The sequence below is a fragment of the Pseudomonas sp. GP01-A4 genome (genome assembly GCF_058780865.1).
In genome coordinates this window covers 1-12,492 of sequence record NZ_JBYSWF010000077.1, presented here as the reverse complement: position 1 = coordinate 12,492, position 12,492 = coordinate 1, and the positions used below count along the sequence as shown (strand labels likewise).

General features: G+C 58.5%; 17 protein-coding genes and 1 pseudogene. 7 read left to right on the top strand and 11 right to left on the bottom strand.

Going from position 1 to position 12,492, the window contains the following annotated elements:
* Nucleotides 1–5: 5 nt before the first annotated feature.
* The 3 genes from AC3WKX_RS29625 to deoR form a co-directional block, all read right to left on the bottom strand.
* Nucleotides 6–1,022: a galactitol-1-phosphate 5-dehydrogenase gene (locus tag AC3WKX_RS29625; RefSeq protein ID WP_023658808.1), complete on the bottom strand. Its 1,017-nt coding sequence runs from the start codon at nucleotides 1,020–1,022 to the stop codon at nucleotides 6–8.
* Nucleotides 1,023–1,115: 93 nt separating this feature from the next.
* Nucleotides 1,116–2,090 carry a substrate-binding domain-containing protein gene (locus AC3WKX_RS29620; protein ID WP_003207745.1) on the bottom strand — a complete coding sequence of 325 codons (975 nt, stop codon included), beginning with the start codon at nucleotides 2,088–2,090 and terminating at the stop codon, nucleotides 1,116–1,118.
* Nucleotides 2,091–2,261: 171 nt separating this feature from the next.
* A complete protein-coding gene (gene deoR, locus AC3WKX_RS29615) occupies nucleotides 2,262–3,020 on the bottom strand; it encodes a DNA-binding transcriptional repressor DeoR (protein WP_008435058.1) in 759 nt (252 codons plus the stop codon).
* Nucleotides 3,021–3,163: 143 nt separating this feature from the next.
* On the opposite strand from deoR, the gene deoC reads away from it, so the two are divergent.
* Nucleotides 3,164–3,844, top strand: a complete 681-nt coding sequence (deoC, locus tag AC3WKX_RS29610; RefSeq protein WP_003207741.1) for a deoxyribose-phosphate aldolase — start codon at nucleotides 3,164–3,166, stop codon at nucleotides 3,842–3,844.
* A gap of 138 nt (nucleotides 3,845–3,982) precedes the next feature.
* On the opposite strand, the gene AC3WKX_RS29605 is transcribed toward deoC, so the two are convergent.
* The 5 genes from AC3WKX_RS29605 to arr all read right to left on the bottom strand — a co-directional run bounded on the left by AC3WKX_RS29605 (nucleotide 3,983) and on the right by arr (nucleotide 6,155).
* On the bottom strand, nucleotides 3,983–4,384 hold the full coding sequence (locus tag AC3WKX_RS29605) for a TonB family protein (protein WP_003207740.1): 402 nt from the start codon (nucleotides 4,382–4,384) through the stop codon (nucleotides 3,983–3,985).
* 132 nt (nucleotides 4,385–4,516) lie between these two features.
* Complete coding sequence (locus tag AC3WKX_RS29600) at nucleotides 4,517–4,939, bottom strand: hypothetical protein (RefSeq protein WP_003207738.1); 423 nt, start codon at nucleotides 4,937–4,939, stop codon at nucleotides 4,517–4,519.
* A 104-nt stretch (nucleotides 4,940–5,043) separates the two neighbouring features.
* Nucleotides 5,044–5,412: a VOC family protein gene (locus AC3WKX_RS29595; RefSeq protein ID WP_102370267.1), complete on the bottom strand. Its 369-nt coding sequence runs from the start codon at nucleotides 5,410–5,412 to the stop codon at nucleotides 5,044–5,046.
* 48 nt (nucleotides 5,413–5,460) lie between these two features.
* The gene (locus AC3WKX_RS29590) at nucleotides 5,461–5,667 is read right to left on the bottom strand and encodes a DUF1737 domain-containing protein (RefSeq protein WP_003207731.1); all 207 of its coding nucleotides are present in this window, start codon (nucleotides 5,665–5,667) and stop codon (nucleotides 5,461–5,463) included.
* Nucleotides 5,668–5,738: 71 nt separating this feature from the next.
* Entirely contained in the window at nucleotides 5,739–6,155 is a 417-nt protein-coding gene (gene arr / locus AC3WKX_RS29585; protein ID WP_023658807.1) for an NAD(+)--rifampin ADP-ribosyltransferase, read from the bottom strand.
* A 92-nt stretch (nucleotides 6,156–6,247) separates the two neighbouring features.
* Here arr and AC3WKX_RS29580 point away from each other — a divergent pair, with 92 nt between their 5' ends.
* Nucleotides 6,248–6,706 carry a GNAT family N-acetyltransferase gene (locus AC3WKX_RS29580; protein WP_102606039.1) on the top strand — a complete coding sequence of 153 codons (459 nt, stop codon included), beginning with the start codon at nucleotides 6,248–6,250 and terminating at the stop codon, nucleotides 6,704–6,706.
* A gap of 51 nt (nucleotides 6,707–6,757) precedes the next feature.
* Here the strand turns inward: AC3WKX_RS29580 and AC3WKX_RS29575 are convergent, their stop codons facing one another.
* Complete coding sequence (locus AC3WKX_RS29575) at nucleotides 6,758–7,075, bottom strand: hypothetical protein (RefSeq protein ID WP_032899360.1); 318 nt, start codon at nucleotides 7,073–7,075, stop codon at nucleotides 6,758–6,760.
* A 5-nt stretch (nucleotides 7,076–7,080) separates the two neighbouring features.
* Nucleotides 7,081–7,242, bottom strand: a complete 162-nt coding sequence (locus tag AC3WKX_RS29570; RefSeq protein WP_023658806.1) for a hypothetical protein — start codon at nucleotides 7,240–7,242, stop codon at nucleotides 7,081–7,083.
* Nucleotides 7,243–7,596: 354 nt separating this feature from the next.
* On the opposite strand from AC3WKX_RS29570, the gene xth reads away from it, so the two are divergent.
* Nucleotides 7,597–8,415, top strand: coding sequence for an exodeoxyribonuclease III (gene xth, locus AC3WKX_RS29565; RefSeq protein WP_102368989.1), 819 nt, complete (start codon nucleotides 7,597–7,599; stop codon nucleotides 8,413–8,415).
* 73 nt (nucleotides 8,416–8,488) lie between these two features.
* On the opposite strand, the gene AC3WKX_RS29560 is transcribed toward xth, so the two are convergent.
* The gene (locus tag AC3WKX_RS29560) at nucleotides 8,489–9,517 is read right to left on the bottom strand and encodes an alpha/beta fold hydrolase (RefSeq protein WP_102606038.1); all 1,029 of its coding nucleotides are present in this window, start codon (nucleotides 9,515–9,517) and stop codon (nucleotides 8,489–8,491) included.
* Nucleotides 9,518–9,736: 219 nt separating this feature from the next.
* Here AC3WKX_RS29560 and AC3WKX_RS29555 point away from each other — a divergent pair, with 219 nt between their 5' ends.
* The 4 genes and pseudogenes from AC3WKX_RS29555 to AC3WKX_RS29540 all read left to right on the top strand — a co-directional run bounded on the left by AC3WKX_RS29555 (nucleotide 9,737) and on the right by AC3WKX_RS29540 (nucleotide 12,434).
* Entirely contained in the window at nucleotides 9,737–9,871 is a 135-nt protein-coding gene (locus AC3WKX_RS29555) for a hypothetical protein (protein ID WP_023658805.1), read from the top strand.
* Between the two features lie 82 nt (nucleotides 9,872–9,953).
* Nucleotides 9,954–10,781, top strand: a complete 828-nt coding sequence (locus AC3WKX_RS29550) for a hypothetical protein (protein WP_087693924.1) — start codon at nucleotides 9,954–9,956, stop codon at nucleotides 10,779–10,781.
* A 219-nt stretch (nucleotides 10,782–11,000) separates the two neighbouring features.
* Nucleotides 11,001–11,765, top strand: a pseudogene (gene tnpC, locus AC3WKX_RS29545) (IS66 family transposase); the annotation flags it as partial.
* Between the two features lie 165 nt (nucleotides 11,766–11,930).
* Nucleotides 11,931–12,434 (top strand): asparaginase, encoded by a 504-nt coding sequence (locus AC3WKX_RS29540; protein WP_102606037.1) that lies wholly within the window; start codon nucleotides 11,931–11,933, stop codon nucleotides 12,432–12,434.
* The last annotated feature ends 58 nt before the right edge of the window (nucleotides 12,435–12,492 follow it).

Below are 12,492 nucleotides of genomic sequence, written 5' to 3'. Positions count from 1 at the left end.
GCGGCTCAGGGACGGAAAATTACCTTGGCCGCGACTTCGCTGCGATCGGCATAGCGCTTGAACATCGCCGGCAATTCATCCAGCGGCAAGTCGTGGGTAATCATGAACTGCCACTGCAATTCACCGGAAGCCAGCTTGTCGATGGAGGCCGTCCACTCATCGCCCGGGAACGGTGCCGAGAACGAGTTCCAGGCGCCGTGCAGGGAGATTTCCTGGCGCAGGAAGTGCGAGAACGTCGCAGTGCTGAGGGCCACGTCACTGGTGGGAATGCCGATAAACACCACATGCCCGCCAGCCTTGGTCAGTTGCACGGCCTGGTTGATCGAGCTGGGATGGCCTGCCGCTTCAATCACCAGTTGGCAACGGGGCAACTCGGCATCCGCCGCGCCGCTGAGCAGGGTGTGGGTGGCGCCGGCTTCGCGGGCCATGGCGAGTTTCTCTTCGGCGATGTCGATGGCGACGATGTCCTTGGCCCCCATGATCCGCAGCCACTGGATCGCAAACAGGCCGATCGGCCCGCAGCCTACCACTGCCCCGCTCTGCCCGGCCTTGAAGTCGGCTTTCCAGATCGCATGCAGGGCAATCGCCGCCGGGTCCACCAGGGACGCGGCAATCGGGTCCATGCCTTGGGGCACCTTGATCAGGTTGCTCAGGGGCACATTGACGTACTCGGCATACGCGCCGTCGCGGCGGCTGCCGAAGTAATCGTAGCGCTCCGAGCGGGACGGAAAGCCTCGGGCATATTGGTCGCTGCTGACGTCCGGGATCATCGGCGGCACTGTCACCAATTCGCCGATGGCATAGCCTTCGACACCGCTGCCGATCTCTTCGATAAAGCCTGCGAATTCATGGCCGCAAATCAGCGGCATCACATGGGCGCCCTTGCTCAGCATGCGCGGGATATCCGAGCCGCACACGCCGCAGGCGGCGACCCGAACCAGCGCGTGGCCGGCCTTGACCGCAGGTTTTGGAACATCTTCGACCCGGATATCGCCCGGTTGGTACATGACGGCAGCTTTCACAGTGAATTCCTCTGTTGAGTGACGAGTGCGTTCGAACAGGCACCTCCCGCAAGAGGTGCCCGCAAAAATCCATAGCGTGGCGGCGCAGATCCGTCAGAGCGCGCCGGGGCGGTATTCGCCGAAGGTAGAGTCATGCTTGACCTCGGCCACGTTGGCCTTGGTCACCACCTGGGTGCCGGCGTCGACAAAGTTCGGCACCGACTTGCCGGCCGCCAGGGCCCGCGCCGCCTCGATGGCGACCTCGCCCAGGTAGCGTGGGTCGTTGAGGGCGGTGGCCACGTATTGATCGCCGCTCTGGATGGCATTCAAGGCCTCGGACAAGCCGTCGATCCCGGCCACGAGGACGTCTTTCTTGCCGCTTTCGGTGAGCACTTGCAGCGCGCCCATGGCCATGTCGTCGTTATGCGCGATCACCGCCTTGAGGTCCGGGTGCGCTTGCAGCAAATCCTGCATTGCCGTGACTGCGTTGGCGCGCATGTACTCGCTGTAGGGGCCGTCGATGATCTTGAAGTCGGTGCCGGCCAAAGCGGTGTGGAAGCCCTTGCGGCGTTCTTTCATTACCGTACCGCCGGCGTCGCCCTGGATCTCGATGATCTTGCCCTTGGTCACACCGCGCTGCTTGAGCGCGGCGAGCAGCGCCTTGCCGGACAGCTCGCCCATCTCGGCATTGTTACGGCCAATGGTGGTGGCGACCGGGGCATTGATTGCGCGGTCGACGGCAATCACCGGCACCTTGGCGCGTTTGGCGGCGTCGAGGGCCGCGCCCACGGCATCGGGGTTCACGGCATTGATGATGAGGATGTCGACCTTGCGGGTCAGCAGGTCCTGGATATCGTTGTTCTGCTTGCTGATATCGCCGTTGGCGTCGAGGAAGATGAGCTCGTCGCCGCCCTTGGCCGCTGCAGCCTTGGCGCCGTCGCGCAGTTGTACGTAGAAGGGAGATTGCAGGGTGACCTGGCTGAAACCGATCTTCAGATCCTTGGCCTGGGCGTTCAGCGCCAGCGCCGAGGCCGCGACAGCCAGTGCAAGGGCCAGCACATGAACAGGTTTACGGGCTATCTGGAGCATGGTGATTCCTATTTTTATTGTTGTCAGGATTCGGGCACGGCCTTCGGGGAGGCCGTGCTCACAAATGTGAACCGCGATCACATTTGAAAAACTATGCCTTGCTCCCGAGAGTGTCAAGGCCAATTTGTTAAATTCCGAACAAATGAAATAAAAATCACAATGCTGTTTGAGTCAGATCAGCAGGATCGCCCCGCTGTCCCTGATCACCTGCTGCTGTGCCGCCTCGAGCCCGGGGTCGCTGATCACCCGCTGGAAGTCCGACAGCTCGGCAAAGTGTGCCGCACGTACTTCGTCGAACTTGCTGTGGTCGGCCACCAGCACGCAGGTCTGCGCCCGCGCCATGACCCGGCGCTTGACCTCCACTTCGTTGAGGTTGTAGCAGGTCACACCGTGGGCGGCGCTGACGCCGGCCGCGGAAATGAACGCCCACGCCACACGGATGCCATCCAGGATGCCCGCCTCGGCATGGCTCTCGAAGACCATGTTGCGCCGGTGAAAAGTGCCACCGCAGAGGATGATGGTGCAGTGGGGCTTTTGCTGGAGCTTGAGCAATACGTTGAGGGAATTGCACAGCGCGGTGAACTCCAGGTCATCCGGCAACGCCTCGATAATGAACGGCGTGGTGGTGCCGCAATCGATAAACACCGTGTCGCCGGGGCGCACCAGGCTGGCGGCCAGCACGCCGATCTGACGCTTCTCGGCGACGTGGCGCTGGTCCTGTTCGGCGACCTGGTAATCGGGCTCCGGCGGCCCGCTGCGGGTTACGTGCCCGCCCAACAGTCGCAGGCCCTGTGGGCTGTCTGCCAGGTCGCGGCGCAGGGTCATTTCCGATACACCCAGCAATGCGGCCATGTCACGCAAGTGAATTGCCGACTCGCCCTGCAAGGCCTTGTGCATGGCCCGAAATCTTTCGCTTTTCTTTGAATCCACTGCGTTCCAACCCTCGCTGAATGCGTGCCCTTGATCAGGACAGTCACAAATTCCATTTACAATGTTATTTATTTCACATTTAATGCATCCAACTTAACACAAACCGCCTTTTCCCAGCACCTCATCCTTACAGGACACTTGCCATGCCGACTGACCCGTTGCCGCTCGCGGCCTATATCGACCACACCCTGCTGGCCGCCGATGCTTCCCAGGCGAGCATTCGCCAACTGTGCGCCGAGGCCCGCGAGCATGGCTTCAAGTCCGTGTGCGTCAACAGCGCCAACGTGCCGCTGGCCGCCGAATGCCTGCGCGACGCCGCGCCATTGGTCTGTGCCGTCGTCGGCTTCCCCCTGGGTGCGGGCTTGAGTGCGGCCAAGGCTTATGAGGCAAAGCTTGCGATCGAGGCCGGTGCAGGCGAGATCGACATGGTGCTGAACATCGGCTGGCTGAAGGATGGCCTGCTGGACCAGGTACGCGACGATATTGCCCAGGTGCTGGCGGCCTGCGGCGCGGTGCCGCTGAAAGTCATCCTCGAGACCGGCCTGCTCGATGACCAGCAGAAAACCCATGCCTGCAGCCTGTGCCGCGAGCTGAACGTGGCGTTCGTCAAGACCTCCACCGGTTTCGGCCATGGCGGCGCGACATTGGCGGATGTGCGCCTGATGCGCGGCGTGGTGGGGGCGCAGATAGGCGTGAAGGCGTCGGGCGGCGTGCGCGACCTGGCGACGGCCCAGGCGATGATCGAAGCCGGTGCTACGCGCCTGGGCAGCAGCTCCGGGATCGCCATCGTCAGCGGCGCAAAGGCGGCCGCGGGCGCCTACTGAGTTGAGTGCAGCGCTGGCGCCCTTTCACAACCCTTTCACAGTCGGGCGCCTATGGTCATCTCAGCTCCTGGTGAAAACCTTTAAGCCCGCGCTCCCCATCGCGGGCTTTTCTTTGCCCGGAATTTATCCGCAGGTCATCTACAGCCGGCGTGGCGGTGAGCCGGCGCAGGCCACGCCCTCCAGGCAGAATACAAACGGGGCTACCACTTGAATTTCGCCTTTGAGCAGCATTGAGGGTGGAGGCGCAGGCACTGGCGACGCCGCCGGAACGAATCTCTCCACGGCGCTGACGAACAGATCCGAACCTGTATGGCTGATGACTTTGTGGCGTATCAGGTTGCCTTTGGCGTCGACCACGAATTCAACCCTGACCAGGCCGGTCAATCCTTGCAGGCGAGCTTCTTCGGGGTACGACTTGAAGTGATTGAGGTGAGTGAGCAACTGGTATTCCCATAAGCGTTGTTCTGCCAGTTGTTCCCGGGTGGGGCCGCTCGTGCAGGCACAAAGCAGTAAGACAAGTGCGATCCAGCTGTATTTCATAAACGCAGTTCCGTTGACGTTTGGTGTGCAAGGTGAGGCTAATCAAGGCTCGGTGCGTCAGCGTGTTATCCAGGTCGAACAGAATGGCCCGTGGGTACACGAATGCTTCTTGTGGAAAACCAAATCTGCCTCTCAGGCGGTGGTACTGACGATGGAACCGGTACCGCTTCCACCGTCGGAAGTCAGTGCCTGCAACAACGCCGAAGACGCAGACTGCAATGCAGCTGCCGTTGCGGCAATCTGCGCCTGGGCGGCAGCCACGGCGGCCGCTTTGGCGTCTGCGCTTTGATTGCTGGCCTGGGCCTTTTGCATGTTTTGCTGCTGCTCTTGAAGCTGCTTTTGCAACTCCGCAATCTGCTTTTTCAGCGCCTTGACGGTGTCGGACTCCTGCGACGTGGATGCCGCCTGGCCGCCACCTGCAGCGGGCGCACTTTTGGCACCCGTGTCCGGGTTGAGACTCAAGGTTCCAGAGTCTTCGGTCTTGGAGCTATCGCTGACGCTGGCCGGACTTGGGTTGGCGGGTACTGAAGCGAGACTGCTGACGTTAGTGATCATGTCAAATATCCAATTCCGGTATCGATGTTAATTGATCGGCGCTTAAGCTGATTACTTTAACCCGTTATCGACCCTACCGAACCTGGCGACAACAGCGGACCGATTCAGCGGCGAGGTCTCGAAAAGACGTTGACCAGGCTTCCATCCGGATCACGCAGCAATACCGAAGTGTTGCCCCATGGCATGACCGTCACCGGCATCACCACATCAGCCCGACCGATACGCAGCAGGACAGCCTCCACATCGTCCACTTGAAACTCCAGGATCGCCGAACGGTTGCTGGCGGCGACTGCCAGTCCATCGTTGTGAAGGCGGACCAGGCGCTCATCGGCTATGGCCAGGACGACGCCGTCGAGGTGAATTTCAGCGAACCCGTCAGCCAGGTGCCTTGGCTCGACAGTCGAGAGGTTGTGATAGAACTGAACGAGCCGTTCAAAGTGGTTGGTAACGAGACGAACAGACGAGAATTTCATCATTTGACCTGACAGGAGTGAGAGAACTCACCTTAATTCAAGCCCGCGTCAGTTCCTGACAGTAGCGTTGTTATCGGCGTTCCAAACGACAGCCTGTGCCACCACCACGTACTCGCCATTGAAGGTTGCCGCTGGCGAGCCGTAAAGCTGGTAACCCAGCGCAAGCGCTTCAGAGACCCGGTGACAGAAGGAGGCATCGTCCTTGCCTGTCAGGATCCGATAGGTAGGTAGGCCTTCAGGAGGGGAATTCTGCATGGGAGCACCTGCTGGAACAGTTAAGGAAAGCCACTTGGCGATCGGGTGACGCCGGCTTGTTCCCGATGATATCAGTCAATGATCACGTCGCGACCCTCGGCCTTCAAGCGCGCGAGATTGTCCTTCATCTGCTGCAACCGTTCAGGCGGATGCCCGTGCCATTTCGTGACCTCCGCCACGACGCGCAAAGGGTCAGTGGAGCGATAGGAAAGCGTGGGATTGCCGGGAAACTTCTTATCCGTCACGTTGGGGTCATCCATGATTGCCCCCGTTGGCTCCACAACATAAATCCGTTCCCGCCCACTGCCGAGCGCCAGCTCAGCCCCCCAGATGGCGGCATCCAGCGTGCCCGCAAAGTAAACCCAGGACAGTGCTTTACCTTCTGTAAAGTTGGACGGGTAGCCGACGCGGATCAGATCGCCGGGCTCCAGGTCGGCCCGGGTGCCGTGAAAGAACTGACGGATGAACATGCCAGCGGTATTTGACATGGGCTCGTTGCTCCGTGGATGAATGTTATGTTTGGATGCGAATGCCCCCATCGGCTGGGTTCCTCTATACCACCGCACCTCAGGAAACCGTTGTGACGAATCTGACCATAAGACGCGCCAGTATCGAAGACTTGCCTTTCATTGTTTTGCTGCTGGCAAATGACTCCCTGGGGGCTGTTCGAGAAGATAGCAGTCTTCCGCTTCAGAGTTCCTACACACGAGCGTTTGAGGCCATCGACGCAGACCCGAACCAGTTTCTTGCCGTCGCTGTGGCTGATGAAGAGGTGGTCGGTACTCTCCAACTTTCTTTCATTCCGAATATTTCTCATCGGGGCGCATGGCGAGCTCAAATCGAAGCCGTCCGCGTGCACGAGCGAATGCGTGGGAGCGGATTGGGCCGGCAATTCTTCGAATGGTCGTTTGAGCAAGCACGTCAGCGCCACTGCCAACTGATCCAGCTTACCTGTGATCGTACGCGGCCAGATGCTCATAGGTTTTATGAGTCCCTGGGGTTCTTGCCAACCCACACAGGCTTCAAGATGAAGCTGTGACCATTTGAGGCGAGCTGGCCCGGCGTTTGATTGCCGGGCCAGAGGGCGGAGTCAAAGCAATACAGTAGCAAGCATGCCCAAGGCGCCGAGGACAAACCCGATCAGTGCGCCACGCCCTGGTGCTTCATGGAACAGCGCCCAGACCACCACGGGCTCAAGCAGCAACAGGGAGGTGACTGAGACCACGGTGACGACCCAGATATCACCGACCGCCACGTAACCCAGCCAATACGCACCCAACAGGCAAAGCCCGGCAAAACACATCAGCACAACGGGAAGGACGAACGCCTCCCATGAACCATGCCCTGTCTGGGCAAGCCTGGCGGTTACCACCTCGCTGTAGATTGCACAAAACTCCCCCACCACCATCAACCCTAGAGCAGAAACTCCGAGTAGTTCTTTGGACATATCAAAAACTCCTTCGTATTCAACGCAATATTTTTCAGCTCCCAGCGAGCAATGCCGCTGCCCAGGAGCGTGATGCAGTGATACGAAGCAGCCTTGAACAGGCCTGAATTACCGAAGTGCTTTTCCATGCTCATGTCCTTCAAAGGGTGAGTCTCAGCGCCCGGAAAAGGGCGCTCGCTGCGATCATACGTTCCGACAGCCCGCCTGAACAACCTGCCCCCTCTCGGTCTGCCGCGAAGTGCTTCTGCAGGATCAGTGAGCGTTGAACCAGTCGGGGGCACAACCGGAAAATGACACCAATGGTCGTTTCAAAAACAGGTTCCGGTCGTAATGTCAGTGAGCAAAAGCAGGCTTGCTGTAGTCGAAAAGAGGCTTTGCGACTAAACCGGTATAGGGGACATCGCCAAATGAGCAAGGGTAGGCCCCCTACCCCCACGGTGGCCGAACACCCGGCGCACCCGGCACATTGAAGGACCGACGCCATGCAGAACCTCAAGATCGCGACATTCAATGTCAACGGCATAAAGACGCGACTGCCCAACCTTCTGCAGTGGCTGGAAAAGGAGCGCCCGGACATCGTCTGCCTGCAGGAACTGAAGGCGCAAGACAACGCGTTCCCCGCTGGAGAACTTGAGGCGGCGGGCTATGGCTCATTGCACCATGGCCAGGCATCCTGGAACGGAGTGGCAATCCTCGCGCGGGATTCCGAACCCCTTTTGATCCATAAGGGCCTGCCGGGAGCCAAGGACGACTCGCAGTCTCGATACCTCGAAGCGGCTGTCCATGGCGTGATTGTCGGATGCCTGTACCTGCCCAACGGAAACCCTCAACCCGGGCCAAAATTTGATTACAAGCTCGCGTGGTTCGAACACCTGATCTCCCACGCTGCAACACTGCAGGCCAGCGAACATCCCGTGGTCCTGGCCGGTGACTACAACGTGGTGCCCACCGACCTGGACATCTACAACACCCGCTCATGGCTCAAGGATGCCCTCCTCCAGCCAGAAAGCCGTGAGTGCTTTCAAAGGTTGCTTTCCCAGGGCTGGATCGACTCGCTGAGGCACCTGTACCCCGAAGAGCGGGTGTACACGTTTTGGGATTATTTCCGTCAGCATTGGCAGAAGAATTCCGGGCTGCGCATCGACCATCTGCTGCTCAACCCGGTACTCGCCCCGTACCTGAAAAACGTCGGCGTAGATGCATGGGTACGGGGTGAAGAGCATGCCAGTGATCATGCGCCGACGTGGATCGAGATCTCATCACGGCAAACCCGGTCAAGAAAGAAGCCAAAACGCAGTTGATCACAAGCCACGACGCTGACTACCGGCACACGTGCCGATCCCCGACTCACCCATCCCAAGGTGTGATCCGGGCTTACTGATTGGGCGCAAATTTCGCGAGCTTCAGCCAGCGACTTATGGCCTCAACGAGTTCGGCCTTGCACTCCACCGGCAGCCAATGCCCGCCAGGCAGGCTCGTCACTGTGAGGTCTGCGCAGGCCGCGCGCATTGGATCGCCCAACTGATTGCCGTTGATGGTATTCATCGGGTCGTAATCACCGTTCACAAACAGGACGGGCATGGACAGGCGGCCGCCATCGGGTGCGCGATGGGCGTATTCGATGTTGGCATCGTCGTTCAGATACCACGCGCAGGGCGTGCGGAAACCATGCTCCTCGAACGTGCGCACCAGTGCCGCGAAGTCCGTCTCGGGCCAGAGCGCCGGGTCTGGCGGCGTCGGGGGAGCCCGGTGCGCTTCGCCAAACCGCCCGCCTTTGCGGGTCACTTCGGCATTGGAGGCGACCCTGGCGATGCTTGCAGGGTCGCCTCTTCGATAAATCGACGCCAGCGATGCTGCTTTGTCCGCGTCAAGATCAGCCACGGCGGACGCAAAATGCGTGTTGTAGTAGCGGTAATAGTCCCATTGGCCGTCTGGATACTGGTCGGTCGGGTAAATCCCTCGGTCAACCAGCGGTATGAGCGTCGCCAGCGCGTTCGTGGAAGGAAAGTACGGAACCGAAACCAGCACAACGCCGCGGCTGCGCCAAGGTTCATGGGCGACCAGTTCACCGGCCACGACGCTGCCCCAATCGTGGCCCACCCAGATGGCGGGCGTTCCACCGAGATGGTCATGCAGCTCTGTCATGTCTGCCACGATGTTTTCAATCGTGTACGCATTGATCGCGGCCGGCGCCGAAGAGCCGCCATAGCCGCGCATATCGGGTGCGACACAGTGCCAGCCTTGGGCAGAGAACGCTTCCATCTGTGCACGCCAGATCAAACCGAGTTCGGGCCAACCATGCAGGAACATCATCAATGCCCCATCGGCAGGTCCCGACTCCAGATAATGCGTTGTGTGACGGGGCCTACTGAAGATGCGCGAAGTCAGCTTGAAAGTGGACATAGGATCTCCTCATGTCATACCGGCGCGATGTCTCACTGTAGGTCACCTCGGGTGAATGAGCACCACTGCCCGCATATTTTCAGGTCGCGCTTATCCTGGGATCGGGAGCAAAAGAACTGAAGCAACCACACGTCAATCAACGTTGTAGAAAATTTGAATTAGCCAGTTGCCCCGCCGGTCAAGAATTATGAACGCAGTAAATCTGACGAGGTAACAGCAATGACTATCCAGGCAGAGACACTCGTACAACTGACCGAAGCCCTGCAAGAGCGAGGCATGCATCTGGTTTCAGATGTTCACTTCACCCGCGCGCCCTATCGGCAGAATCACCTCTGGGTCTGCACCGTAGCGTAACGATCCCTTATGATGCTTGCCTGCCAGAAGGTCGCCAACCGCGACAGATGGATCAATGCGAACACTCTTATGGATAAGCCCGATGCGGATCAACGTTCTGACAATTTCCCTGGCCACCTTGATGATGACCGGGTGTGCCAACCATGGCGCCAAGCCTTCGACGCACGCGCTGGCGACTCAAGATAACGTAGTTGGCATCTGGGCCATGGTTCCTCTGCGCAACGGAATTGCCAACGTGGTCGAATACAGCGCTGATGCCAAAGCCACCTTGCATCCATTCAACTGCGCTGAACCCGGGAAGCACCAGGAAAAAGAAGTGAGCGACTTCAAGGTGTCCGACGATGGAAAGGTCATCCATCTCAAATCACCTTCAGACAACTTCGACCTGAAGGTCCTGGCATTCGACCCGCAGACCATGACGCTGAGCATGGATGTTTCGGATACGAGCCTGACCTTCAACTACGTAAAAGTCAGTAACGTCGCACCGCTGTGTGCCCTTTATCCAAACGCCGCCGCTGAAGCTGCGCGCAAAACCCCTTTCAAGGCCAGTGATTTTGTAGCGGATCCCGGGATACCTGCCCACTCCGGTATGGAGCGATATATTGGCAAGTGGGCAAATGACAAAGGCGAGCTGGAGGTAGAAGTCATCATGGGTCCCAACGGCAGTGCCTACCTCTACATGGCTTCCAGCAAAAACTGGCACTTCCTGTACAACGAGGTGCATTGGGTAGGCGACGAACTGCATTTTGAAAGCTATGCCTATTCAGACCTTCCCTCTCTTTACAGCCACCCTTTCCATAAATCCAAGACCCACAGCATTCTTCAGCCGAGCGGCGACGGAGGATTACGTTATTCGATCTTTATCGATAAGCGCCGGTACGAATTTCTATTGAGCCGGGCGAAGAACTGAGGTTGAGGTAGCGCAGTACTGTTGCGATGACCGGGCGGTGCATCTGCAACAGAGAAAATCAGCGGCGATTCAGTGCGCATGAGGTCAACTTCAGGCCTTGGTGCTCGGTCTACCTTGGCAACGCGTTGGAGCTGGCGGTGCAATCAGACTGCTTTAAGAAGCTGTAATTAGCGCCTTGGCCTACTGCCGCAAACGAGCTGCTTTGGTAAAATCCACGGCATGACTTCCTCGCCCAATCTCGATCAAATGACCCCCGACCAACTGCGTGCATTCGCTGCGCAGTTGCTGTCGCAAGTGGAGACCATGGGTCAGACGAGCAAGACGGTCGAAACGATGGGCAGGAAGATTAACCGCGATCAAATGGTAATCGAGAAGCTGACCCACGAGATCGCACAACTCAAGCGCTTGAAGTTTGCCAAGCGCACCCACTGCCCATGCGGCTGCGTACTCGCGCGCATCGGTGAAGACGTCAGCGAAAAGCTGGACTACACGCCGGGCGTTTTTACCGTTGAACGCCATGTGCGTGGCAAGTGGGTGTGCGATGACTGCGAAACGCTGATCCAGGCCCCGGTACCGGCGCAGGTCATCGACAAGGGCATCCCAACTGCCGGATTACTGGCCCACGTCATGATCGCGAAGTTCGCTGACCATCTTCCGCTTTACCGCCAGGAATCGATTTTTGGTCGTGCTGGCTTGGCGACTCCACGCGCCACATTGGCTCAATGGGTTGGCGTTACTGGCGTGCAGTTGCAGCCGCTGGTCGATGCCCTGCGTGACGTAGTGATCGGGCAGCAGGTTGTGCACGCGGATGAAACACCCGTGCAGATGCTCGCTCCGGGCTCGAAGAAAACCCACCGTTCTTATGTTTGGGCTTACGCCACCAGCCAGTTCTGCGAAACAGCCGCTGTCGTCTACGACTTCAACCCCAGCCGCGCCGGTGAGCATGCTCGCAACTTCCTGCAGGGCTGGAAAGGCAAGATGCTTACTTGAAAGACGTTTTGATGCGTCTGCCGACGCAGCGGGCGAGTGAAATTACCGAGTTGCTGCCTCATAAGTGGGCATCTATTTAGCCTGGGTGGCTGGATTAGCTTGAGGCATCACAATAATGCTCTACTGACCGGCATTATTTATTCGCTTCAGGATTCTGTGATGCCATCACCTGCCCATACTCCGATTATCGTAGCAACGCGGAATACTTATGTAGAACGCATCCACTGGGGATCACTCGCCGTGGTGGATGCCATAGGCACATCAGTTGTGCATGTCGGCGCCCCTGACACCTACGTATTTTCGCGCTCGACATTAAAGCCTTTTCAGGCGGTACCACTGGTAAGGGATGGGGGACACCATCACTTTGGATTCTCTGCGGCAGAGCTAGCCATTACCTGTGGCAGTCACTCGGGCGAAGATTTTCACGTGATAGCAGTCTCCCGGCTGCTTGAAAAAATTTCCAAGTCAGAAGCTGACCTGCGTTGCGGATGCCATCTGCCGATTCAGTACGGTGAACATAACCTACCACCGCTTGGGAGCACATTCGATCAGAGGCATAACAACTGCTCAGGTAAACATGCGGGATTTCTAGGCTACTGTTCTTTACATGGACATAACCAAAATTACCTTGATCCGGATCACCCTCTGCGGATTCCACGCTGACTCGGACACCCATTCCACGCGCATCCGGACAGTGATTCCACGCTGATCCGGACACTCA